Raw genomic sequence first — 23,329 nt, forward strand, 5'->3', positions numbered from 1 at the left:
TTGAAGTTAATGAGGGTACAATAGTAGAAAACTATTCCATTCGAAAAGGAACAGATCCCTATGAAAGCAGTAAATAAATTGAATATCACGATAGTGATTCTTATTGTATGTGTAGTTGTGTTTGCGGTGTGGCATAATCGTGAGCCGAAGGCTACCGCTGTTTTTGGACAACAAGATGAGCCGCCAATGAAAATAGGACCCAAGGCTGGACTGCTCGCTCCCTCATTTTCACTCCAAGGAACGGATGGGGCTACATATGTAGTTGACGGACCGCGAGAGAAGGCAGTCCTCGTTAATTTCTGGGCTTCATGGTGTGATCCCTGCAAGGAGGAAGCTCCGGAGCTTAACACCATGGCCACTAAGTATAAGGATGTTCTAGATATTTACGGTATTAATGTGAGTAGTCAGGATTATAAACCCAATGCAGAACGTTTTATTAAGAAATACGGTCTTGTGTTCCCGGTTATGTTTGATGTGAAAGATGAGGTGTACAGCAAATATAACGGAGCAGTATTTCCTACCAATGTGCTTATTGACAAGAATGGAGTGATCTCAGAGATTATTCTGGGCATTCTTAGTCCGGAAGAACTGGAGAAAAAAATTATCAAGCTTACCGAATCATAAAGGATCTACACCAAAGAATTATAAAAGGCCCCCTTCATTACAGTTAAACTGTTGAAGGGGGTTCTTCGTCATATGAATGCTTATGAAAGGTATGAATTAATGATTCACCAGGCCTCTAGGTTCAGTACTTCCAGACTGTTCATTTTCCAGCGAGAGTTGATTCAGAAGTGCGTAGCGCATACTGTCAACAAGCGCTTCCCAGCTGGCTTCAATGACGTTACTGGAGACGCCTACCGTACTCCAAGTGTCTGTGAAGTTCTTGGATTCAATCAATACCCGTACTTTCGCAGCAGTCTGATCCTGTTCATCTATAACACGGACTTTATAGTCTGATAGATGCATTTCCTTCAATTGCGGGAAGTAGGTCTGCAGCGCTTTACGAAGAGCGTTGTCGAGTGCATTGACCGGACCGTTACCTTCAGCAGCTGTATAAAGGTTCTCATTGCCAACCTTCAGTTTAACGAAGGCTTCAGATACAACTGGATGCTCTGCGGTTTTTTCGACTAACATCTTGAAGGATTCAAAGGTAAAGGTTTCGTTCATCTCGCCAGTAGCTTCCCGAAGTAATAGCTCCAGCGAGGCATCGGCACCTTCGAATTGATACCCCTGATGCTCCATCGTTTTGATCTTCTCGATCACCCGGCGAGCTTGCTCGCTGCTTGGATCCAAATTCAAACCCATATCTTGCGCCTTGGAGAGCACATTGCTCTGTCCAGCCAGTTCAGAGACCAGCACACGTTGTTTATTCCCGACAAGCTCAGGAGCGATGTGCTCATAGGTCCGTGAATCACGCATGATGGCGGAGACATGGATTCCACCTTTGTGTGCGAAAGCTGCATTTCCGACATAAGGTTGATTTACCGGCAGATTAACATTGGCAACTTCACTAATATAGCGTGCTGTGTTCGTAAGCTGCGGTAAAGAATCACCAGGAATACAGTGGTATCCCATTTTGAGCTGAAGGGTAGGGATGATGGAACATAAGTTGGCATTGCCGCATCGTTCGCCGTAACCATTAATGGTACCTTGAACTTGCCGTGCTCCAGCACCGATGGCGCTAAGTGTATTAGCTACCGCCAGCTCACAGTCATTGTGAGTGTGAATTCCGAGATTTGCTCCAGGTAGCTGCCCAGCCAGAGCGGTAACAATCTCATGAATTTCAAAAGGCAATGTTCCACCGTTGGTATCGCACATTACAAGCCAATCTGCTCCGGCTTCCCGGGCTTTGGACAGAACGGCTGCTGCATATTCAGGATTGTTCTTGTATCCATCAAAGAAATGCTCGGCGTCAAAAATTACTTCAAGGCCTTTGCGTTTCAAGTAGGATATGGAGTCGCCAATCATGGCGAGATTCTCCTCAAGCGTAGTCTGTAATGCAGTGTGTACATGAAAATCCCAAGACTTTCCGACGAGTGTAGCAGCAGGAACTCCTGCATCAATCATACGTTTTAAATTGTCATCGTTTTCGGCCAAGGAATTCTTCCGCCGTGTGCTGCCGAACGCTGTGATTTTGGCGTTCAGATGAAGCTCCTTGACTCTTTTAAAAAATTCAATGTCTTTATTGTTGCTTCCCGGGATGCCACCTTCAATATAGTGCACACCCAGATCATCGAGCTTCTTGGCAATCTTCAGCTTGTCGTCAGCCGACAGACTGATGCCTTCACCTTGGGTGCCGTCGCGTAATGTAGTATCGAAGATGGAGATGGACTTAGACATGAGTGTCCTCCTAAAAGTTTTGTAAGCTTCGTCTTCCGGATTCACTTCGTGCAAAACTCACATCGGAAGCATTGGCAAGGGAAATGAATTTATACATTATAGCATTTTTACGCGGGAATGTAACAAAGAACTTTACAGCCTCTTAAGTTGACCTAACCGCAGCGGAGAGGTATTCTAAATTGGACAATAGAGACCCTGAGGATAAGAAGGTAGATATTGTGCAGAATGTTGATCAGTATTATCCAACGAGTGGCAGGGTTATCCTGCATGTGGATATGAATGCTTTTTATTGCTCGGTACATGAGGCAGAGGATCCTGACCAATTCAGAGGTAAGGCTACTGCGGTTGCGGGTAGCGTTGAATTACGGAAAGGGATTATTGTTACTTGTTCGTATGTCGCCCGCAGATTGGGGATCTCGACGGGTATGCAGGTTCAGAAGGCGCTACGTATTTGTCCATCGCTTATCGTTATTAAGCCGGACTTCCATTTATACCGCAAATATTCTAATGCGTTTATGCAGATTGCTTATAGCTATACACCATTACTGGAAGCAGTGTCGATAGATGAATGTTACTTAGATATAACTGGCTCCAGGCAATTCGGTACGCCTATGGAAATTGCGGAAACTATTCAGCGCCGTATAATGGAAGAATTGGGCTTGCCATGCTCCATTGGTATTGCTCCAAATAAGCTCCTGGCGAAGATGGCTTCGGATTTAAAAAAGCCAAATGGTATTTCGGTGCTGCGGCTGCGGGATGTACCTAAGATTTTATGGGATAAGCCATGTAATGAAATGTTCGGTATCGGTGGAAAAACGGCAGAGAAGCTCCGTAAGCTGGGAATTTACAGCATTGGTCAATTAGCGGCGTCTGATGAGAAAATGCTGGTTGAGAATTTTGGAGTTATGGGCTCATGGCTAAAGCGTGCAGGGAACGGCATCGATCATGGGATAGTAAATCCTGAGCGAGAGCAAAGTAAGTCGATCGGACACACCACTACACTGCCGCGGGATGTTATTGGCCTTGCTGAGGTACGCCCCATTTTGCTGAATCTAAGTGATCAGGTAGCGCGGCGCTTGCGAAAGCAAGGGCTTGTGGCTTCAGGTGTGCAGCTTACCATTCGGACACCGGATATGAAGACCATTACTCGTTCGCGGCAGCTTGAGGCGCCTTCAGAGAGTGGAGAAGATATCTACAAGTCTGTCTGTGATCTTTATGTTCGACATTGGAATGGTGAGAAGCCTGTTCGACTGCTTGGTGTGACCTTGCAAGGATTGATCGCTAAAGAGGATTCTGCAATACAGTTGGATTTGTTCGATTACGAACAGCAGCCTAAGAAAGAGTCACTGACCAAGGCCATGGATATGCTTCGCAATAAGTTTGGTGAAAATGCAGTTTTGACCGCTGGGATGTTAAGTGACACCCATTCTGCAAGGCTACGTAATCATAAGGAACGAGGCACCTCACTGCAAAAGGATAATCTGTTGTCTGTTGAGTCAGATAAAGATTGATAAAACGTGTCGAAATTGATACTATAGAATGCGTCAGAAATGCAAACGTATTGAAAATCAATTGAAATTGTATTCTTTTTATATTAATATGAGAAAAATAAGACGCTGGTTCAACAGCGCAGCATTGCTTAACGGGAGGCAGAGAAAAAAATGGCTAAGTACACTTGGGTCGAAAAAGACACTTGTATCGCTTGTGGTGCATGTGGCGCAACGGCTCCTGATATTTTTGATTACGATGACGAAGGTTTGGCAGAAGTTATTTACGAAAATGACAGAAACTGCGGTGTGACAGCGATTCCGGACGATTTGTTTGATGATCTCCAAGATTCCTGTGATGGTTGCCCAACCGACTCCATTAAAATTGCGGACGAACCTTTTAACAAAGAAGGTTAATTACTCGATAAAGAGTAACGTGCGACACCAGATAAAGACATCTTCTGCGAACATTTTGTTCGGCTAGGGATGTCTTTTTTGCTGTGTCTGACCGATATTAATAAAGTAGGAATTATAAACTCTCGGAGGTTCCGATGAAGAACTCACAGCACCTCAAAGCATATGTACAGATGCACCCAGATAACAAAATGGCATGGTACTTGCTGGGGAAGGAATACTATAAGAACGGTCAACATGGAAAAGCTAATTATTGCTTCAATCAGGCTGGTGAAGTGTATGAGGCTTTCGAGCATAGTAAGGTACCTGCTGAAATGCTGCGCGAATACGAAGATGGATTGCTGCAAGCGAGTCGCCAGCGTGAGCGCGGCCAACAAAGATTGAGATACATATCACTGGCGCTAATGCTTCTTATACTGTTAATGGTACCTTCAGCAGTGGCTCCGGGTATTGGTGTTACTGAAGAACAAGAAGTCCTTCAAGACACGGCAGCTCCAGAAGTCAAAGATCTGCCAGATCCAAAAGACTCCGTCCAAGAGCCGGTTATTGAGGCGAAAAAAGTGATGTATACAGCGCAAGAAAATGGAACTGAGGCTTCGCAAGGAAAGTTAATGGCGAAAATGCTAATGCGTAAAGAACCTTTTGAAGTTGCTGTGTTAGGGATGGAGCGAGAGGGAAAATGGCTGCTCTGGAAAGAGAAGCTTCCGCTAAATTTCACACTGCAAAAGAATGGAAAGGGACGGATGGTATATCAGTCTTACGATCCTAAGGCATGTGCATGTGAGCCGCCAGAGCATGGGCAACTCGCCAAGGATGGAGCAGAATGGCAGGGTGACCAAGAGGAGCTTGCCACACTATGGAGTGCAATCCGGGCTTATCAAGATGCTAAAGGGAAGCTTCCAGATACATTAGCGGATTTGACGGGATCTTTTCCTGAGAACTGGATAGGTGGGACGACAACCGTCATGAAGCGGGAATTCAGCCCTCTTAAAGCGGTGGCTAAGAACAAGATGGCACCGGGAACAGAAGACATAGCGGAGCCTTCAAGCTCATCTAACGATGGTGTGAGGACTATACCGACAGCATTAAGTGTGAGTGGAAGTGTTGCGAGAGACGTTCCTTTTTTTGATCAGCCGCTGAAGGTCGTTGTGGATAAACAAAATCACCGGTTGGCGGTAGTCAGCGGTTCTATTATTCTACGAAATTATGCGGTAGGACTTGGCGGAGATAAGACACCAGAGGGGAATTTCGTGATTACAGATAAAGTCGTCAATCCAAATGGTCGAGATGATGGGGATTTCGGTAGCAGAGGGCTTCAGCTTTCGGACAGTAATTATGCTATTCATGGCACGAATGAGCCTGACAGTGTTGGTAAGGATGAATCCCTTGGATGTATTCGAATGGGCCGAGAAGATGTGGAGGAGCTCTTCGCGCTGATTCCTAAAGGTACAACAGTAGTGATTAGTAAAGGGGTTCTGCCTGAAAAGCAGCTTGTGCCGGCTAAACGCTTCAGCTCTACTGCTAAGCATGATCAGACCAACCCCCACAAAGTATACCACTGGCTGAATTAGTTTCCTGCAACGATAAACAGAACGATGATTAGAAGAATTAGTAAAGTTAAACTGACGCCAATCCACATTAGCGCTTTACGGTTAACTTCTTCTTTCTTTTGCTGCAAAGTTGGTGGTTTACGTTTAGTAGACATATTGGGCATACCTTCTTTCTCTCTTAATCGCTGATTACACCTATATTGTAATGCGTTTACAACAAAATTACTATACTCTGCGTTATGTACTCAACATACTCGCACTGTAAAATACTTTTCTTTTGTTCAAGAAAAGGCTAAAATTAAGAAGAAACCTACAGAAACGGGTAGACACGTGGATTAGTGAAGTACCCCTTAAGGAGCGAGAACGGTGTTGTATCGTAATTTTGGTAAACCAATTTTTTTCAAGATTGATCCCGAGAAGGCTCACCATCTCGTCATAGGTGGATTGGATAAATCGTCATCAGTGCCAGGTGGAAGCGCGGCGCTACGTTTAATGTACGGAGTTCCTGAAACGGCGGATTTAGCGGTTGATCTGTTTGGCACGCATTTCCCGACGCCAGTTGGACTTGCTGCAGGTTTAGATAAAAATGCCGATGCGGTAGTCGGATTCTCTTCGATCGGGTTTGGATTTATGGAAGTGGGCACGGTTACCCCTAAGGGTCAACCAGGTAATGATAGCCCTCGTTTGTTCCGTCTTCCTTCGGATGAAGCACTGATTAATCGAATGGGCTTCAATAATGAAGGGGCTGATGCTATGGCACAGCGTCTGAAGAAATTAAAGAATCGGAGAATTCCTATAGCAGTTAATATTGGCCGGAATAAGATAACTAGTAATGAAGCGGCTCATGAAGACTATCGTCAGTGCATCCGTACGCTTTATCCGTACGGTGATTTTTTTGTGGTCAATATCAGCTCGCCGAATACACCTGGTCTTCGCAATCTCCAGCATGGCAGTGAATTATCGTTCCTGCTGGCTCAAGTGAAGGAAGAAATGGAGATTCAGCGTAAAGCGACCGGGATTACCAAAAGCTTGTTGGTTAAGATAGCACCAGACGTAACTGATGAAGAGCTGGAGTATATGGTTCAGACACTGACAGAAGCTGGTATGGATGGTATTATTGCTACGAATACTACATTGAACCGTGATGGACTTAGTCATGAAAAGGCTAATGAGACGGGGGGCTTAAGCGGCAAACCGCTGCGGGACCGCTCAACGGAGATCATTCGCAGTATTTATCGCCAGACGGAAGGGAAGATGCCGATCATAGGATCAGGCGGCATTTTCACCAGTCAGGATGCGTATGACAAGATAAGAGCAGGTGCGAGTCTGGTCGAAATTTATACAGCTCTCATTTACGAAGGACCGGAGGTTAACCGCAAATTGCATGCCGGATTACGGCAGCTATTACGGCGGGATGGATTCAGTCATATCTCTGAAGCAGTGGGCGCTGATCATCACTGAAGGAGACGAAAGGACAGGAGGACGAAGGCGATGGACGGCAGGGACTGGGGAACTTTTTTGCTTCCATATGAACAGACTGTGGAAGAATTGAAAGTTAAATTCAAAACAATGCGTTCGGAGTTGAAGAAAAGAGAGGAATACACGCCGATAGAATTCGTAACGGGGCGTGTAAAGCGGCTGTCAAGCATTCTGGAAAAGGCTAAACGGCTGAATGTGAAGATGGAAGATCTGGAGACGGGGATTGAAGACATTGCAGGAATTCGGATCATGTGCCAATTTGTAGAGGATATCCGCAGAGTGGCGGAATATATCCGGGCCCGTAAGGATCTTGAAGTACTCTATGAGAAGGATTACATCACTAATTATAAAGAGAGCGGCTACCGCAGCTTCCATATGATTATTAAATATCCTGTGCAAACAGCGCTTGGCCAGAAAATTGTGCTCGCGGAGATCCAAATTCGTACGCTAGCTATGAATTTCTGGGCTACCATAGAGCATTCCCTGAACTATAAATATCGGGAGAGTCTACCCGATGAAATGCGTGTTCGACTAAAGACGGCAGCTGAAGCAGCATCGATCCTCGACAGTGAAATGTCCAGTATTCGGGAAGAGATTCTGGAAGCACAGAAGACATTCGAGGAAAACTCGAATATGACCACTCAGATTCTCAAGGCCATTCATCAATTGTATTTCTATCACTTGGTGAATGAGGCTATAGATACGCAGGCTCGCTTTAACGAAATATGGCAGGTTCAGGATATGGAAGCGATGAAGGAACTTCTAGATCATGTGCGGGGACTTCTTTCCGCAGCTAAAAAGGATAGTTTGCCGGATGGCTTATGAACCATTGTACTTGGAATACCTAGTGTACTTTAATCGTGACAGGGATTATTTCGAATGTCACGAGGTACTCGAAGAACTGTGGCTTGCCCAGGAACGAGATCCTTTGTACAAAGCACTTCTCCAAGTAGCGGTAGGGTTATACCATTTTCGCAATCAGAATGTGCGCGGTGCAGCTATTATGCTGAGTGGTGCTTCTGCCAAACTGGAAGAATATCCAGCAGCGACACTCGGCATTAATCTGGCGAAACTCGTGGAGGAAGTGAAAGATTATGTTCGGCGCTTAGCATCATATGATGAGCGGCCATTTTCTTATTACGATCTGACCATAGAGATTGTTGATCCGAGTCTAGCGGACCAAGTGGAGAATGCAGCTGTAGCTATCACACCGAATAATCCTCAACGACGTGGTCCTCAGAGACCGACATCCTTTCATCGTAAGTAAAAGATCCTCTATATATGAGTATTGTATAAGGGACACCCGTAGGGGTGTTCCTTGAATCTTTAAACACCTAAATTTTTGCAATACTATCAGGAGGACGGCATCATGGCGGCACAATTGCCCAGTTCTTTCAGCGAGCGTATGATGGACATGCTGGGAACAGATTATAATCAATTTGCGGATTCTTATAAGGAAACCCCATACGGAGGCGTCCGTGTTAACACCTTGAAGATTTCCGTGGAGAGCTTAAAGGCTCTTTCTACTTTGGGACTGGAACCCATTCCTTGGTGTCCGACAGGATTTTATACAGAGAATGGGGCTAGACCTGGTAAACATCCTCACTACCACGCAGGTTTATATTACATTCAAGAGCCGAGTGCGATGGCACCTGTGGAATTGCTTAATATTGAACCAGGTGATCGTGTACTTGATTTATGTGCCGCCCCTGGGGGGAAATCTACGCAGATTTCAGCCAAGCTGTTAGGTAAAGGATTGCTGGTTAGTAATGATCTTCATCCAGAACGGACTAAAGCTCTAGCTAAAAATCTGGAGCTGTATGGGGTTCGTAATGGTATTGTACTGAACGAAAGTCCAGATCATATCGCGGCTGCATTCCCGCTTTTTTTTGACAAGATCTTGATTGATGCTCCCTGCTCTGGTGAAGGGATGTTCCGTAAAGATGAAGACATGGTGAAGCAGTGGGATTCAGGTACACCTGCCAAATATGCTTCCATGCAGCGGGATATTTTACGTTCTGCTGCAACAGCATTGGCACCGGGAGGTACACTTGTCTATTCCACCTGTACCTTTGCTACAGAAGAAAATGAGGAAATTATAGCCGAGTTTATTTCTGAACATCCACAATTCTCAGTGGTGACGGTAGGAGGTACAGGCTCATTCGCTCCTGGCTTCGGAGAACTCTCAGGAACAGCAAGACTGTGGCCGCATAAGGTGAAAGGCGAAGGACATTTCATGGCTGTATTGCAACATGGGGGAACTAAGCGCTCAATGGAGGAACGTGATCACTTAGAGGTCAAGTTAAACGAATCTGCAAGAGCAAGAACTACTACTCCAAAAAGTGCAGCACACGTTAAATCATCCAATAAATCAGAAGGAAGACGGGGGAAAGAAGGGAAACCCTCTCACAAACCTACTGGTGGCGCTGACCGTGGTCGGCAAGTTTCAGGTGACGAGCAAGCTTTGACTGCGTATGGAAATTTTGTGCGAGATCAGCTTGGTTGGGAACCGCAAGGATATCCGGTTCTGTTCGGTGACCATCTGTACATTTCTCCACTTCCTAAGGAAAGACTAAATGGATTAAAGACGATCCGCCCGGGATGGTATGTAGGACAAATCCGTAACGGAAGATTTATTCCAGGGCATCCAATGGCTACAGCTTTGCATCAGGAAGAAAGCTGCCGAAGTGTCTCACTCTCCAGTACGAATCATGAAGCTATTTCCTATCTTAAAGGAGAGACGTTGTCGATTTCTCAAGAACGTCTCTCTATTAGAATAGGAAGTGCCCAAAAGGGATACGTTCTGGTCTGCATTGATGGCTACAGCGCAGGCTGGGGTAAGTGGCAGGATGGCATACTCAAGAACGAATATCCCGCAGGCTGGAGGTGGATGTAACAATGAGCCAATCAGGTAAGCCCGCCAAAAAACAACGATTAGATAAAGTGTTGTCCCATATTGGAGTGGGGTCGCGCAGTGATATCCGTAAACAAGCTAAACAAGGCTTAATATTGGTGAACGGGACCGTGGTAAAAGATAGTGGGTTCCATGTGGATCCTTATGCCGATAAAATAGAGGTAGGGGGAGAGGTTGTTACCTACCGTGAATTCATATATCTTATGATGAACAAACCCCCGGGTGTCCTGTCAGCTACGGAGGACAAGCGGGATCGGACGGTTTTGGATCTTTTAAAGCATGAGTATGCACAGTTTGAACCGTTTCCTGTAGGAAGGCTAGATAAGGATACTGTGGGACTGCTGCTGATCACTAATGATGGGAAGCTTGCCCATGAATTGCTGTCGCCACGTAAGCATGTCCCGAAAACGTACGAGGCAACCATCGAGGGCGATGTAGACGCGGATGATGTCGCGGCTTTTGCAGCAGGGGTGGAGCTGGAAGATGGCTACTTTACTTTACCTGCACACTTAACCATTCTTGGAAGAGAGCGCGGCAGCAAAGTGATTTCCCATATTTCACTTATCATCACTGAGGGGAAATTTCATCAGGTGAAGCGTATGTTTCAGGCGGTAGGCAAAAAAGTCACTTTTCTGAAACGCGTATCTATGGGAGAATTGAAGCTGGATGATAGTCTGCCGCTTGGAGCTTGTCGGGAACTGACGTTAGAGGAACTGGCACTCTTAGGCGCAGATGGGTCAGAAGGATAGTAGAGAAAATGATATATAAATTGATATATATATATTGAATTTGGAAACTTGGGATAAGAGAAGGGAGAGACGGAGGGGAATTTTGGAACTGTAAGAGCGATAGCGACCGCCTTTGTTTCCGGATTTCATCCGCTTTTAAACGGTATAAATTAAGAAATCTGGAAACAACAGCGGCTGGAAGTCCAAACATTCACCATAGTTGCGACTGACACTTAACACAAAAAGCCTCAAGTTCAATTATATATAGAAAAAGAAAGACAAGGATGGTGGAGTATGAGATACAAACTGATTGCACTAGATGTGGACGGTACGCTATTAAATGATGATCACCACTTAAGCTCTGAGAATAAGGAAGCTATTGCTGAGGTTACACGTCTTGGCGGTCAAATCGTATTGTGTACGGGACGCAGTCCACAGAACTCGATTCCTTTCATGGAGGAAATGGGGCTGACTGGTTACGTGCTTGGTCACAATGGAGCAGCGACGGTACGAGTGGAAGATCGAGAAGTGCTGCACCAATATGGTATGGATGCACGTGGTCTTGACCCCTATATTGACTATTGCCGTAAGCACAATATTCATTATGATGTGAATACTGCTTTTGATATGTATGTTGATAATGTAGAGAATCTGACTAAAGAAGCTAATTATATGTATGAGCACTTCCGTATTGTGCCAGCGACGCTGCCCGCATGGGAAGATTTCCGTGAACCGGTTGTTAAGTTTACTGTATTTACACAGCCAGAAATCCTTGACGAAGCTGAACGTGAATGGCGTACTTGGGCTCCTGAGTACAATATTTTGCGGAGTGGTGAATTTTTCGTTGATTTGATGCATCCCGAATCTTCTAAGGGAAACGCATTAAGAAATCTCGCTGTGAAGCTGGGAATTCCGCAAGAAGAAGTCCTCTCAATCGGTAATTATTTTAATGATATTTCTATGCTTACCTATGCGGGGATGGGCGTGGCGATGGATAATTCTCCTGTAGAGGTAAAAGCGGCAGCGAATGCTGTTACGGGTTCGAACAATGAGCATGGTGTGCGTGATGCGCTGGTTAAATATTGTTTATCCTAATCTTTTTGATCCTGTAAAATAATTTTAGATGCAAAGCATAAAGCGGACTGGAGTCCTGTTTTATGCTTTTTTTTTTACGTTGACATAAGGATACGAGTAAATCGACAGGTAAATAGAAATGGAAGATAAGTCGTTTACAGGTAATTATAACCATGATAAAATTAGCGGTGGGTCATGCGTCCGTAAGCTAATTAAAACTAATTGAATGTCCGCGTTAAAGGTAAAATCATCGAAAGATGATGACACAAAGCCATGGGTCTAAAGCCTTTCTACAGAAGGAAATGATCGCCAGGCCGCCATAGGGATGTCTTATGAAGCATAAAGGATAGCTCTAAGAATATGTAGTCAATTTTGAGCTCTTTTATTATTTCGACCTATACGGCGTTACATTATCGCAAGGGGCCGAAAGGGGAAGTTCATGAACAGTTTTTTCAAAACAATAGGCACTAGTTTGGCAGTAGGTGCTTTATTGCTGTCCGGAACGATCGGATGGATGTCTAATCCTGAAGTCGTGTCTGCCGCTACCACAACAGCAGTAACCGCGGATCAAATGATTAGCAAAGTAACGGCAGCCTCTAAAGCAATAAAGAATTTTCACTTAGATGTGATCAAAAAACAGGATATTCAGAGCGGTGGGGTACGTATCAGCAACACTAACACACTGAAGCTGGATATTAATCGACTGCCGAATTTTGCTGCAGCCGGCACCGTTGATAGTAGTCTTTTAGAAACATCGTACAGTCTATATGCCAATGACAAGGAGTTTTACTATCTTGTAGACGGAAGTGAACTGATCGATGAATCTGAAGATGAAGGTTACGACGATGACGGTGAGCCAATCGATCCTGATGCACAGTATTGGATTGGACTGGAGAAGATGGAGTGGGATTCTTTTTACTCCAAAGGTCAATACGATCCTGTTTCCATGCTTGATTCGGTAAAAAATTATAAAAAATCTATGAAAGTCAGCACTGCTGGTGCTCAGACAGTCCTGCAATTCACGGTAACCGATCCGACAGCAGCTAAGGGAATAATCAAGCTCTATGACCAGGAGAACCTCTGGGATGGTGAGACAGTTCAACCCAAAAGCGTAACGTGGAAATTATTCGTCAATACTAAGACCTGGCAGACGGAAAAACTGACAGTCGATCTGAGTTATGTGCTGATAAGTGATGGAGAAAAGGATACATACAACACGAAAATCGAAGCTAAGTATTCCAAGAATAACAAAGGTACAACCATTGTAAAGCCCGCCGAACTAGAATAATAAGGTCGTTTTCATATGGAGTAAAAAGCGCTGTTCAGTAGAACAGCGCTTTTTGCTCCATTCATGACAGTAGCCAACAGGAAGTGAGATATGTAAAAAATAAATAAATATAAAATTGACCTACCAATTATTAGGATTTTAGTACATGCTATTTATGTGATTAATAATCTGAATTAATTTAATAGTGTATGAAATATCATGTTGTAACTATTATATTGAAAAGGTATTATAAGTTAGGTTAAATTTACATTTTTGAGAATTGCTATTCTTTTTAATGATTGATAGGGGGAGTGCGAATAATGTTATCATCCACAGAGCTTAGCAAGCTGAACGAAGTGAATTACAGGGAGGACCGATTAGAGGCACTTAATCATTTTTATGAGGATCTCTGTAATAAGAAAGTAGCCGATGGCTATATTTATTCTCTTAGTCGTTATGGAAAAATATTTGCTAATGGAGCGGGGGGACGCTTCAGTTACGAAGAAGATAGCGACCAAGAGTTGAAAACGGATACAATATTTCGAATCGCTTCTATTACTAAGCTGTTTACGGCAACAGCGATCTGGCAGCTAGCAGATGATGGTGAAATTTTTATGGGGCAGCCAGTTAGTTCTATTCTTCCGGAGTTTGATGCCGATCCTTTTAAGCCGATTACAATTGCTCATTTACTGACGCATACCTCCGGCATCGCACCTGATCATGGCACTATAAGTGATACCTACTATAAAAGTGCATGGTGGTATATTTATGAATCAGAGCTTGGAAAAGAAAACTGGATTAAAGCTGGACTTTCCTATGGTATTCGTTTTCCGGTAGGGACTCAATGGATGTATTCATCGTTCGGATACGTGGTTCTTGGTGCAATTATCGAGAAAATAACAGGTGTTATTGCAGAAGATTACATAATGGACAACATTGTAAAACCGTTAGGCATGACAGATACTTTCTTTGATATACCGCCTGAGAAAGCTGGTAGGATCGCTATTCGTTCGGAAGAAGCCAAGGAATATCTTCAGAAGCTGCAAAACGGGGAAATTACGGATGAAGAACAAAGGTCTGAGGAAGAAATCAAGACTCCCGGAACTGGTGGGGGAATGTATTCAACCGTTAATGATCTACAAAAGTTCGGAATCATGCTGCTTAACCATGGGGAATACGAAGGTGGTCATATCTTAAGTCGGATGGCTGTTCAGAAAATGACCAAGCGGTTCAATTCTGAAAAACTTCCAAACTACGCATGGGGAGATGGAGGAGCAGATAGACCATACGGTCTTGGGCCAGACCTTCGATATAATGAAAGTACATCTTATTCTGAAGGCACTTTTTTTCATGAAGGATGGGGGTCTTGTTCTTTGGTCGTTGATCCGGTTGAACAGCTGATTGCCGTTTGGTATATCCCTTTTCATAAAAATATATGGGACGGTAGAGCGATTTTCGGTACAAACAATGTGATCTGGTCCGGACTCGAATAAGAATAAGATTATATGTTGTGAGATATCAAAGATAGGCAGGATGTGACTTATGTTTGAGAAGATAAAGCACCGCTTTCGCGTTATGAGAGCGGTTGCTTTTGTTACTTATAAGGAATGGAGTGCGTACAGAACGCATTCGATGGTTTCTATTTTTGTAGGCCCGGTATATTTTTTGGTGCAGTATTACATATGGAGCGCTGTTTATAGTGGAGAATCCTCTATTAACGGGATGTCGCTCTCTCAGATGCTCTCTTATTTTTGTGCCACGATGTTGATCAACTACTTGACCATGGATTTTGCCGATTGGAATTTACAAATGCTCATTCGCACCGGGAAATTCATTACGTTCTCTTTAAGACCAATGAATCATATGTTCTATGCATTGTCTCAGAAGGCAGGGCATAGGGTACTTGGGCTTCTATTTGAATTTATACCCTGTTTTATGATCTTCTTCTTTATTTTTCATATTGATGTTTTACCCGCAAATTTACTATACGCAATGCTATCGATAGCTATGGCATTCATGATGAACTTTTTCATCCATTATAGTATTGGCATGGTCGCATTTTGGATGGTGCAATCCTCCAGTATTCGTAACTTTTTCAGTCTTTGCGAGGGGATATTCTCAGGATCACTGATTCCATTGGTCTTTTTCCCAAAATCCTTACAGCTGGCTTCCTTTTTCTTACCGTTTCAATATACGACCTTTCTGCCTGCAATGGTCTATACAGGTAGCTATACTTTAGCTGATATAACCTTACCTATTCCCCAAGTTTTGTTGTTGCAGCTTGTAGCCGTTATTATTGCCGGAATAGTCTGCCGGGTGCTGTATGCGGTATCGCTTAAGCATTTTACGGGGGTGGGCGCATGAAACGTATGTATCAAATATATAAAACCTGCATGAAGGCGAATATTGCTTCTGCTATCACTTATCGTGTTAATTTTATTCTTAATAGCCTTATCATGCTCATAGGGAATGTGTTGTTTCCCCTAGTAACGGTGTTCATCTATAATTCGAATGCTTCATTTGAAGGATGGACCTTTAAAGAGGCACTATTAATTCAATCTGTGTTCATTTTGTCTACGGCTTGTGCCGGGATTTTTTTTAACGGAATTATGTGGAATACAATGTCTCATGTAGTAGAAGGGACTTTGGAAGTGGTATTAATTAAACCAACCTCGAGCCTTTTTCTGCTGTTGGCCAGATCTTTTGAGTTCGAAAGTATCGGGCTTTTAGGTGGAGGAGTAATCATGTTCGTATACGCACTTAGCGGAATCGATGGGATGACCATCGGCTCTTGGTTCTTGTTCCTGTTGTTGTTTGGCGCAGGGCTGCTTGTTATGTTCGGCGTGGCGCTTATTGTGGCAGCAATTTCCTTCAAATGGGTAGCGAATTCCCGCTTGCCGGAGATGTTTGAGAGCATTAAGTCTTTTGGGCGTTATCCAGGGACGATTTTCCCTAAAGCAGTCGTAGCCGTAAGTTCTTTTCTTTTTCCGGTTTCCATGATTGCTTATTTTCCAGCATCTACTCTGATTGGACGATGGGAAGCCTATTTTTTTATAGCGATTATCCCTTGTGTGTTATTTGCTGCCTTCGGAATTTGGCTCTATACGTACATGCTTCGTAGTTACAAAAGTGCCGGAGGATGAATTTGTATGAAGGAGAATTACATTGGACATTATTACCGTCAAGAATTTAACTAAGCAATATGAAACGTATCACCGTGGACAAGATGCGAAAAGCGTATTTAAAAGTCTGTTTCACCGTGAAAAATCGATTATCACCTCTGTAGAAGATCTTTCGTTCAGTGTTGGAAAAGGAGAGATCATTGGCATTTTGGGCCCAAACGGCGCGGGGAAATCTACGACTATTAAAATGCTGACAGGTGTTCTCTATCCCACATCGGGAGAGATAAATGTTCTAGGATACAACCCTCATAAGCAGAAAAATCAATATGTAAAACAAATCGGAGTACTGTTCGGACAGAAATCGCAGTTAATATGGGACATTCCTCCTTTGGATAGCTTTTATATGAACAAGGAAATTTATGATATTCCTACGAATGACTTTCGTACAAGACTAGATCGATTTGTAAGTATGTTTGAGATTGGTGATATTATCACTAAGCCTACGCGCACCCTTTCACTGGGAGAACGAATGAAATGCGAGTTTATTATGGCAATGCTTCATTCTCCGCCAGTGGTTTTTTTGGATGAGCCGACGATCGGGCTGGATGTTATAGCTAAACAAAGAATCAGAGAATTCATTAAGCAAATGAATCAGGAAGGCACCACATTTATTCTAACGACACATGACTTGGAAGATGTGGAGCGTTTGGTGCAAAGAGTACTAATTATTCATCAAGGTAAAAAAGTATATGACGATAAGTTCTCCGAACTTCGACTTCATCTAGGCGCTAAAAAAGTGGTCAGGCTTTCTGCAGCTACAACGATTGGAGATATTGACCTGCCTGGGACTCTGATATCGGAAAGAATATCGGATTACGAAGTGGAATTAGAGATCGATACCGAGCAGTGTAAAATGGGTGAGTTTCTTCATATTCTTAGCGAAAAGGTAGAGATTCTTGATATATCCATTAAGGAGATCCAAATTGAAAAGATCATCAGCTCCATTTATGAGATGGATATGGGATAACATTGTCAAGCTTGGGAACGGATCATTTGCAGATTCAGATCGAGCATTGACCATAACTTTTCAGTAATTTCTTTTGCAGAGCAAGGATTACTATGGGTAAACCACCATTCAATCACTCCGACAGTTGCCGAACTCAAAAATTGTACGGATATATCCTTACTTAACTTATCTAGGTTTAAATTGTTTTCTAAGAATTGTGTTTTGATTTGATTATTTATCATATCTTGTAATTGGTTTCTAAAGGAGAGCAAAGCTTTGTTTCTTAATAAAGTCTTATAAAAGAGAGCATTCTCCTCCAATTGTTCCAGCGTGCGGAGTAATGACGCCTTAGAGGGATTGGGTTCGGTTTCATCCTCCACAGCGGAGCAGCTTTCGATTAGTTGCTGGAGCTGAGCCGCCAGGCATTTATCCATCAGATCATATTTATCTGCATAATGGGAATAAATCGTTCCGCGGTTTACATCAGCGCGCTCTGCGATTTCGTTAATCGTTATTTTTTCAAAATCTTTTTCAGCCATTAGTTGAATTAATGCATTCATGATGGCTGTTTGGTTTTTTTTAATTCTTCTATCCATGGTAATACTCCCTTTTTATTAAACAATGTATTGTATTTTGTTGAAAAATCAACAAAACCGATCAAACTAACGATTGAACCCTACCGGAGATGTGATAATCTGATTTTATCGAACAGTTGATCGAAATTCAACAAATGTCTAAAAAGGGATAGAGGAGTTGAACATGAAAGTATTAGTTTTTGGAGCGGGAGTTTTAGGCAGCTATCTTGCACATGTCCTGGTGCGTGGGGGAAACGATGTCACAGTGCTTGCCAGAGGGAAGCGTGCAGAGCAATTGACGAAAGATGGTCTTGTACTTCGCCATTATTTTCAATTTAAAAACACTATGGATTCTGTAAAAGTCATCTCAGAGCTTCAACCGGATGATCACTATGATCTTATTTTTGTTGTTATGAAATACAATGATTTTCCAGCCGTATTACCTATTTTAGCTAAAAATCAGAGTCAGAATATAATTCTTGTGGGTAATAATGGCGATGCTCACGAAATGCAAAAGAATCTTCAGGAAATGAGCGATGTAAGAAAAAATATACTCTTTGGATTTCAGCTTAGCGCAGGAATTCGTGAAGCGAGCGGTCGAGTTATCAAAATACACGCAGGTGGGCAAATGGTACTTGGCAGTCTTGACGGTGAGATCCCAATAAAACACTTACTGGAAAAAGCGTTTGAGAACGCTAAGTATAAGCTAACTTATCATGAGGATATGGATGCTTGGCTCAAAAGTCATATCGTGCCTATAGTGGCTTTGAACTCCCTTAATTATCTTCATGACGGGGATTTGAAAAAGGTATCTAAAGATAAGAAGCTATTAAAACAAGCCATTTCAGTAATGGACGAAGGGTTTCAAATGATGGAGAAGCTAGACTATACGATCACTCCAGCAGGTCAAGTAGACTTTATTCGAAAACATAAACAGGGTGTATACTATGGTCTGAAAATAATTCATAAATTACCCTTTATGAAATTTGTAGATGGTTCTTTCAGCGAAATTGCAGCTTTGTTTAATTCGTTTGATAAGTTGAAACAACAAGCAAACATTGCGACGCCCCATTGGGATCAACTTCAAAAACAAGCGATCTCGAAGTTTAATGCAAATGTATAACAATCTTTTTTGGAGGTGTACAACCGATGGCTATATATTTTATACGGCATGGAATAGATGATGAAGGCTATCGTGGGGGTTGGAGTCAACGTGGACTTGTAGTAGAGGGCTATAGACAAGCCGAACGACTTGGTTGTTATCTTAAGGAAAATCAGTCTAGCTTTAACATCACTCGTATCCTTAGCAGTGATTTGCAGCGTGCGTTAGATACAGCAAATGAGATCGCCAGAGCGCTAAGCTTGCCTGTTGAAAGCAGTCAGTCTTGGAGAGAAACGAATAATGGTGTAATCGCTGGAATGCCCCATGAAATTGCAAATGAACGATACCCGGGTCTCTATTTCTCAGAATTAAGAATGGATGAGAGATTTCCAGGAGGAGAAAGTCCGCAGGATTTTTTTACGCGAATTAATATAAGTTTCTCAAAACTATGTAATGAACTGGAGAGTACTGATCCAAAAGAAAATGTAATTGTGGTAACGCATGGTGGCGTAATTAATATTATTTATCATATTTTAAAAGGGCTAACGTGGACCAATAAGAATGCCCATTTCCCGACTTCATATACAAGTATTCATAAAATAGAGTATCAAGCAGATATGTGGGTAGTTACAGCTGAAAATCTTACGGAACATATATCAAGTGATCAGGCTGCTGGTATGTCCAATTGATTGGGAGGTACAAATATGGGATTATTGAATGCACTGATCGATCAAGCCAAGAACCCGAGAGGATTCGTGGGGAATATCATGATCAAGATCATGAACCAGGCACATTCCAGCATAACAACGTGGGGGCTTAAAAAAATAGAAAAGATGAACAACGCCCCTATTTTGGACATAGGCTGTGGTGGCGGTCAAACTATACATACGCTTGCAAAACATAATAAATATCAGAAAATCTACGGCTTAGATTATTCTCAGCAAGCTGTGGAGACATCCATTCAAAAAAACAATAAGGCTGTTGCCGCAGGTAGGGTGAAGATTAGTCAGGGAGACGTATCGGCTTTACCGTTCAATGATGGATTTATCGGGACGATCACGGCTATTCAGACGCATTATTTCTGGCCCGATCTTGAACATGATATAAGTGAAGTGTATAGGGTGCTGAAGGCAGGCGGAACGTTTGTTATTATTTCTGAGGTCTATAAAATTAATTATCACATGAAACAATATACAAAGAACGAAGAGATAGATCATTTATTTCGGAAAGCTGGCTTTCAAACGGTAAATATTCACGAGAACAACAAATGGAAATGTTATGCTGGAAAGAAATAAAGCGGCCGCACCGCCCCAAAAAGGACGACACAGCCGCTTTAATTTCACCGTCTATTTAGCCGGAATGGTATTAAACGAACAACGAACGGGAAATGATTACGAGCAAGATAAAGAGTACCAAGATCGCACCAGTTGAAGTGAAGGCTCCTCCATGAAATTCACCCATGATATATTCCTCCTTAACGTATGTCTTATTCTCATTGCTACGGCGGGTGTCGCAGCTTTCTGAGATAATGACATCATATGCCAAAGTGGACTGGATGTACTGGTCTATGGCCTATTGCTCGTCAATATGGGCTTTTAAGATGCGAAGTCCTTTAGGAAGATGATTCTTAAGTTGGCCTGCACTTGCTTTGCCCCAACTTATCGGCAATCCATCTAAAGTTACAAGTGTCCATCCATGTAATTCAACCGGCACTGGTAAGCTTTCTCCCCGGAGCCAAGCATGTATTTCCAGCCCCCCACTACTGAGATCAAAACTACGTGTTACTTGTGTGTGCTGAATCGCCATCGCTAGGGCGTGAGCGGGTTCAATCCGATTTTTCTTCAAATGGGCAATATGTAGCCCGGCACGAGGAATACGCAAACCATCCAGCAGCCCAGTATGGAGGTTGCCATTAAAGGATTCAGGCAGTAAATATAGGGATTCTCCGAACAGCAGAGGGACGCCTTGATATGAGAAACCAGGAAGCTCTAACGAAGCCCAGTCTTGGAATAACTGGTACGCATCGCGTACGGAAGAATTAATTTTTGGGTTGTTTTTATTCCGACGTTTACTGGTGCTGCGTTTGGCATCATCATTAACATCGTTTTCGGTGACACTGTGCTTACGTAGGAGTGCAACAAAGTGGCCTTCGCCTTTTTCTAAATGTGGCCAAAGGCGCTTGCAGGTAAGTAGTTCCATATCGGGGTACCGATCCGTCAATCGGGCAATGGTCTCCTCATTCTCTTGACGGTTAAAGGTGCAAGTAGAATAGGCCAGAGTACCCCCAGGCTTAAGCATAAGGTAGGCGTCCTGCAGGATGTCCCATTGTCTCGCCGCACACATAACCACATGGTCAGGAGACCATTCTTGAACGGCATTTGGATCTTTTCGAAACATGCCTTCTCCTGAGCAAGGAGCATCTAGCATAATTCGGTCAAAGGCAAGTGGAAAGCGCGAAGACAGCTGCTCTGGCGTTGCACAGGTTACGAGGGTATTCTTAATGCCTAAACGTTCTACGTTCTCTGCAAGGATTTTTGCGCGCTCTGGATGGATTTCATTAGAAATTAAGAAGCCTTGTCCTTGCATTAAACCAGCGATATGCGTAGTTTTCCCTCCAGGGGCTGCTGCAAGGTCGAGGACGGTTTCACCGGGTTTAGGTGCCAGCAGTTCAGCTGCGGACATTGCGGAAGGCTCCTGAATATAATATAGTCCAGCAGCATGGTAAGGATGCCTGCCTGGTCGAGCGGGCTCTTCATAATAATAACCATCAGGGCACCATGGGATAGGTTTCAGATCAAACTGTGAGACTGTGCGTTCTACTGCGACTTGACCTGAATCCGAGATACTTTTCAATGGATTAAAGCGAAGCCCTTGCGTTCGTGGTGCTGAATAACTTTCTAGAAAAGCATTTGCCTCTTGCCCCAGCATTTCTTGTATATATGCGGTGTAAGAGGCAGGCAGCTGTTCTTCCTTCATAGATCATTCTCCTTTTTCTTAGTTGCTGTTTCATGTTTATACCGATAAAATCAAGGTATGGGGAACGTAATCGTACCTGAAATTCTACATATACACAACTATATCATAATTGCCAAGTCTTACTGTACGTAAGGCAATTGTAAAGGGGATGTACCATATGAATTTGCTGCAAGCGCTCTTCTTCCCGCCGGAGCAACCCGGTGGTGTATCATCCATGATCCCTTATCTTCAGGAAAGGTTCCGTTCAAGCCGCTGGGAGATGGATTTGTTTTGGTTACCTAAGCGGATTCGCAACAAGGGACATGAAGAAGTCATATTCGAGACCTTTGATTGGACCCAGTTTGGGGAAAGTCAGATCGTTCAGAAATATATTCAGACCTACCGTGATTATCTATGGTGGACTAAACTACGAATGAGCAAGACATATGATCTTATCCATTCCCATCATCCAATTGCTGGTTTAGCAATGAAAAAAGTATTTCCAAATACTCCGTTAATTCAAACCTTACATTCCAGTTATGAGCGAGAGCTGATTCTGAATGGAGCTATTTCTGAAGGTGGGCTGGAACATCAGTTTCTAGTTTCGCTATACCGCGAACTTGAGCATGTTAGTGATCGGTTAATGACTGTGTCGCAAGCTTTTGCAGAGTATGTGGCGCCTTATATTCTAGATCCTTCTAATATAGGAGTAATACCGAATGGTTTTGATGAGAAAAGGTTTAAGCCAGTCCCGCATGACAACGCTGTACCACAGCTAGTGACTGTGACTCGTCTAGTTCCAGCCAAAGGAATTGATACTTTACTCAAGGCCTGTGCTGAGCTTAAAAATCGCGGCCATGAATATGTACTGCATATTATTGGAGATGGACCTTCCCGTGCGGATTTGGAAAACATGGCTAAACAATTAGGGATTTATAATGAAACGATTTTTTATGGATATACGCTCCATCCGGAAGAATTCATGCCTTTCTTTGATATTTTCGTGCTGCCTTCTCGGGCGGAGGCCTTCGGATCGGTGTTTGCAGAAGCAGCGCTTAGCTGCTTGGCTTTAGTTGGGACGAATGTAGGCGGGATACCGGAGCAGATTGAAGATGGTGTGAATGGCCTGCTCGTCAGTCCTGATGATGAGATTGCTCTTGCTGACGCTTTAGAGAAGGTGATATCTGATCCGGCTTATCGTTATGAGCTTTCTCGTTCAGCTTGGGATAAAGCGAAAAGCTTGTATTCGCTGACTCGTGTCGCTAATGAACTTAAAAAGACATACTTACAGTATCCCTCAGGAACAAAGGGGTGAG

24 protein-coding genes and 1 riboswitch are annotated in these 23,329 nt (G+C 43.3%); of the genes, 19 read left to right on the forward strand and 5 right to left on the reverse strand.

The genetic code is table 11. The features are described 5' to 3' along the window. The first annotated feature begins 60 nt into the window (after positions 1-60). On the forward strand, positions 61-624 hold the full coding sequence (locus H70737_RS10045; RefSeq protein ID WP_042186853.1) for a TlpA family protein disulfide reductase: 564 nt from the start codon (positions 61-63) through the stop codon (positions 622-624). A 96-nt stretch (positions 625-720) separates the two neighbouring features. On the opposite strand, the gene cimA is transcribed toward H70737_RS10045, so the two are convergent. Next, positions 721-2,340 (reverse strand): citramalate synthase, encoded by a 1,620-nt coding sequence (gene cimA, locus H70737_RS10050; protein WP_042186855.1) that lies wholly within the window; start codon positions 2,338-2,340, stop codon positions 721-723. Positions 2,341-2,519: 179 nt separating this feature from the next. Between cimA and H70737_RS10055 the strand changes: the two genes are divergently transcribed. The 3 genes from H70737_RS10055 (at position 2,520) to H70737_RS10065 (ending at position 5,812) form a co-directional block, all read left to right on the forward strand. Beyond that, positions 2,520-3,851 (forward strand): DNA polymerase IV, encoded by a 1,332-nt coding sequence (locus H70737_RS10055; protein WP_371915713.1) that lies wholly within the window; start codon positions 2,520-2,522, stop codon positions 3,849-3,851. A gap of 150 nt (positions 3,852-4,001) precedes the next feature. Further along, positions 4,002-4,244, forward strand: a complete 243-nt coding sequence (locus tag H70737_RS10060) for a ferredoxin (protein ID WP_042186857.1) — start codon at positions 4,002-4,004, stop codon at positions 4,242-4,244. A 134-nt stretch (positions 4,245-4,378) separates the two neighbouring features. Beyond that, positions 4,379-5,812 (forward strand): L,D-transpeptidase family protein, encoded by a 1,434-nt coding sequence (locus tag H70737_RS10065; RefSeq protein ID WP_042186859.1) that lies wholly within the window; start codon positions 4,379-4,381, stop codon positions 5,810-5,812. Here the strand turns inward: H70737_RS10065 and H70737_RS31025 are convergent. Then, entirely contained in the window at positions 5,809-5,946 is a 138-nt protein-coding gene (locus tag H70737_RS31025; protein ID WP_167348489.1) for a hypothetical protein, read from the reverse strand. The genes H70737_RS10065 and H70737_RS31025 overlap by 4 nt on opposite strands. A 211-nt stretch (positions 5,947-6,157) precedes the next feature. Here H70737_RS31025 and H70737_RS10070 point away from each other — a divergent pair, with 211 nt between their 5' ends. The 11 genes from H70737_RS10070 to H70737_RS10120 all read left to right on the forward strand — a co-directional run bounded on the left by H70737_RS10070 (position 6,158) and on the right by H70737_RS10120 (position 17,402). Then, a complete protein-coding gene (locus tag H70737_RS10070) occupies positions 6,158-7,252 on the forward strand; it encodes a quinone-dependent dihydroorotate dehydrogenase (RefSeq protein ID WP_042186861.1) in 1,095 nt (364 codons plus the stop codon). 30 nt (positions 7,253-7,282) lie between these two features. Then, on the forward strand, positions 7,283-8,095 hold the full coding sequence (locus H70737_RS10075) for a GTP diphosphokinase (RefSeq protein ID WP_042126350.1): 813 nt from the start codon (positions 7,283-7,285) through the stop codon (positions 8,093-8,095). Beyond that, positions 8,085-8,537, forward strand: coding sequence for a DUF309 domain-containing protein (locus tag H70737_RS10080; protein WP_042186863.1), 453 nt, complete (start codon positions 8,085-8,087; stop codon positions 8,535-8,537). The genes H70737_RS10075 and H70737_RS10080 overlap by 11 nt, the downstream gene beginning before the upstream one ends. A gap of 102 nt (positions 8,538-8,639) precedes the next feature. Continuing rightward, positions 8,640-10,166, forward strand: a complete 1,527-nt coding sequence (locus H70737_RS10085; RefSeq protein WP_042186866.1) for an RsmB/NOP family class I SAM-dependent RNA methyltransferase — start codon at positions 8,640-8,642, stop codon at positions 10,164-10,166. Positions 10,167-10,168: 2 nt separating this feature from the next. Continuing rightward, on the forward strand, positions 10,169-10,933 hold the full coding sequence (locus tag H70737_RS10090) for a pseudouridine synthase (protein WP_042186868.1): 765 nt from the start codon (positions 10,169-10,171) through the stop codon (positions 10,931-10,933). A gap of 273 nt (positions 10,934-11,206) precedes the next feature. Then, positions 11,207-12,007 carry a Cof-type HAD-IIB family hydrolase gene (locus tag H70737_RS10095; RefSeq protein ID WP_042186870.1) on the forward strand — a complete coding sequence of 267 codons (801 nt, stop codon included), beginning with the start codon at positions 11,207-11,209 and terminating at the stop codon, positions 12,005-12,007. A 209-nt stretch (positions 12,008-12,216) separates the two neighbouring features. Further along, positions 12,217-12,308: riboswitch (cyclic di-GMP riboswitch) on the forward strand. 117 nt (positions 12,309-12,425) lie between these two features. Beyond that, on the forward strand, positions 12,426-13,274 hold the full coding sequence (locus H70737_RS10100) for a DUF6612 family protein (RefSeq protein ID WP_042186872.1): 849 nt from the start codon (positions 12,426-12,428) through the stop codon (positions 13,272-13,274). 299 nt (positions 13,275-13,573) lie between these two features. Further along, positions 13,574-14,746: a serine hydrolase domain-containing protein gene (locus H70737_RS10105; RefSeq protein ID WP_042186874.1), complete on the forward strand. Its 1,173-nt coding sequence runs from the start codon at positions 13,574-13,576 to the stop codon at positions 14,744-14,746. Between the two features lie 49 nt (positions 14,747-14,795). Further along, positions 14,796-15,617, forward strand: a complete 822-nt coding sequence (locus tag H70737_RS10110) for an ABC transporter permease (protein WP_042186876.1) — start codon at positions 14,796-14,798, stop codon at positions 15,615-15,617. Then, positions 15,614-16,396 carry an ABC transporter permease gene (locus H70737_RS10115; RefSeq protein ID WP_042186878.1) on the forward strand — a complete coding sequence of 261 codons (783 nt, stop codon included), beginning with the start codon at positions 15,614-15,616 and terminating at the stop codon, positions 16,394-16,396. Before H70737_RS10110 ends, H70737_RS10115 begins: the two co-directional genes overlap by 4 nt. Before the next feature lie 22 nt (positions 16,397-16,418). Then, positions 16,419-17,402 carry an ABC transporter ATP-binding protein gene (locus H70737_RS10120; RefSeq protein WP_231573419.1) on the forward strand — a complete coding sequence of 328 codons (984 nt, stop codon included), beginning with the start codon at positions 16,419-16,421 and terminating at the stop codon, positions 17,400-17,402. Positions 17,403-17,407: 5 nt separating this feature from the next. Here the strand turns inward: H70737_RS10120 and H70737_RS10125 are convergent, their stop codons facing one another. After that, entirely contained in the window at positions 17,408-17,977 is a 570-nt protein-coding gene (locus H70737_RS10125) for a TetR/AcrR family transcriptional regulator (protein WP_042186879.1), read from the reverse strand. 163 nt (positions 17,978-18,140) lie between these two features. On the opposite strand from H70737_RS10125, the gene H70737_RS10130 reads away from it, so the two are divergent. Genes H70737_RS10130 through H70737_RS10140 form a run of 3 tightly spaced genes read left to right on the forward strand, consistent with a single transcriptional unit; the run spans position 18,141 to position 20,353 of the window. Beyond that, positions 18,141-19,079 (forward strand): ketopantoate reductase family protein, encoded by a 939-nt coding sequence (locus H70737_RS10130; protein WP_042186881.1) that lies wholly within the window; start codon positions 18,141-18,143, stop codon positions 19,077-19,079. A 26-nt stretch (positions 19,080-19,105) separates the two neighbouring features. Beyond that, positions 19,106-19,747, forward strand: coding sequence for a histidine phosphatase family protein (locus H70737_RS10135; RefSeq protein WP_042186883.1), 642 nt, complete (start codon positions 19,106-19,108; stop codon positions 19,745-19,747). Between the two features lie 15 nt (positions 19,748-19,762). Further along, entirely contained in the window at positions 19,763-20,353 is a 591-nt protein-coding gene (locus H70737_RS10140) for a class I SAM-dependent methyltransferase (RefSeq protein ID WP_042186885.1), read from the forward strand. Between the two features lie 70 nt (positions 20,354-20,423). Here the strand turns inward: H70737_RS10140 and H70737_RS31030 are convergent, their stop codons facing one another. After that, positions 20,424-20,519, reverse strand: a complete 96-nt coding sequence (locus tag H70737_RS31030; protein WP_197069771.1) for a sporulation protein YjcZ — start codon at positions 20,517-20,519, stop codon at positions 20,424-20,426. A gap of 111 nt (positions 20,520-20,630) precedes the next feature. After that, positions 20,631-22,034, reverse strand: coding sequence for an RsmB/NOP family class I SAM-dependent RNA methyltransferase (locus tag H70737_RS10145; RefSeq protein ID WP_042186887.1), 1,404 nt, complete (start codon positions 22,032-22,034; stop codon positions 20,631-20,633). Between the two features lie 157 nt (positions 22,035-22,191). On the opposite strand from H70737_RS10145, the gene H70737_RS10150 reads away from it, so the two are divergent. Further along, positions 22,192-23,328, forward strand: a complete 1,137-nt coding sequence (locus H70737_RS10150; RefSeq protein ID WP_042186889.1) for a glycosyltransferase family 4 protein — start codon at positions 22,192-22,194, stop codon at positions 23,326-23,328. The last annotated feature ends 1 nt before the right edge of the window (position 23,329 follow it).

Source organism: Paenibacillus sp. FSL H7-0737 (assembly GCF_000758545.1).
Lineage (GTDB): Bacteria > Bacillota > Bacilli > Paenibacillales > Paenibacillaceae > Paenibacillus_AQ.

Bases quoted from the DNA above. Each gene is read 5' to 3' on its own strand.
- H70737_RS10045 (WP_042186853.1), top strand. From the start codon at position 61: ATGAAAGCAGTAAATAAATTGAATATCACGATAGTGATTCTTATTGTA.
- cimA (WP_042186855.1), bottom strand. From the start codon at position 2,340: ATGTCTAAGTCCATCTCCATCTTCGATACTACATTACGCGACGGCACC.
- H70737_RS10060 (WP_042186857.1), top strand. From the start codon at position 4,002: ATGGCTAAGTACACTTGGGTCGAAAAAGACACTTGTATCGCTTGTGGT.
- H70737_RS10065 (WP_042186859.1), top strand. From the start codon at position 4,379: ATGAAGAACTCACAGCACCTCAAAGCATATGTACAGATGCACCCAGAT.
- H70737_RS31025 (WP_167348489.1), bottom strand. From the start codon at position 5,946: ATGTCTACTAAACGTAAACCACCAACTTTGCAGCAAAAGAAAGAAGAA.
- H70737_RS10075 (WP_042126350.1), top strand. From the start codon at position 7,283: ATGGACGGCAGGGACTGGGGAACTTTTTTGCTTCCATATGAACAGACT.
- H70737_RS10080 (WP_042186863.1), top strand. From the start codon at position 8,085: ATGGCTTATGAACCATTGTACTTGGAATACCTAGTGTACTTTAATCGT.
- H70737_RS10085 (WP_042186866.1), top strand. From the start codon at position 8,640: ATGGCGGCACAATTGCCCAGTTCTTTCAGCGAGCGTATGATGGACATG.
- H70737_RS10090 (WP_042186868.1), top strand. From the start codon at position 10,169: ATGAGCCAATCAGGTAAGCCCGCCAAAAAACAACGATTAGATAAAGTG.
- H70737_RS10095 (WP_042186870.1), top strand. From the start codon at position 11,207: ATGAGATACAAACTGATTGCACTAGATGTGGACGGTACGCTATTAAAT.
- H70737_RS10100 (WP_042186872.1), top strand. From the start codon at position 12,426: ATGAACAGTTTTTTCAAAACAATAGGCACTAGTTTGGCAGTAGGTGCT.
- H70737_RS10105 (WP_042186874.1), top strand. From the start codon at position 13,574: ATGTTATCATCCACAGAGCTTAGCAAGCTGAACGAAGTGAATTACAGG.
- H70737_RS10110 (WP_042186876.1), top strand. From the start codon at position 14,796: ATGTTTGAGAAGATAAAGCACCGCTTTCGCGTTATGAGAGCGGTTGCT.
- H70737_RS10115 (WP_042186878.1), top strand. From the start codon at position 15,614: ATGAAACGTATGTATCAAATATATAAAACCTGCATGAAGGCGAATATT.
- H70737_RS10125 (WP_042186879.1), bottom strand. From the start codon at position 17,977: ATGGATAGAAGAATTAAAAAAAACCAAACAGCCATCATGAATGCATTA.
- H70737_RS10130 (WP_042186881.1), top strand. From the start codon at position 18,141: ATGAAAGTATTAGTTTTTGGAGCGGGAGTTTTAGGCAGCTATCTTGCA.
- H70737_RS10135 (WP_042186883.1), top strand. From the start codon at position 19,106: ATGGCTATATATTTTATACGGCATGGAATAGATGATGAAGGCTATCGT.
- H70737_RS10140 (WP_042186885.1), top strand. From the start codon at position 19,763: ATGGGATTATTGAATGCACTGATCGATCAAGCCAAGAACCCGAGAGGA.
- H70737_RS31030 (WP_197069771.1), bottom strand. From the start codon at position 20,519: ATGGGTGAATTTCATGGAGGAGCCTTCACTTCAACTGGTGCGATCTTG.
- H70737_RS10145 (WP_042186887.1), bottom strand. From the start codon at position 22,034: ATGAAGGAAGAACAGCTGCCTGCCTCTTACACCGCATATATACAAGAA.
- H70737_RS10150 (WP_042186889.1), top strand. From the start codon at position 22,192: ATGAATTTGCTGCAAGCGCTCTTCTTCCCGCCGGAGCAACCCGGTGGT.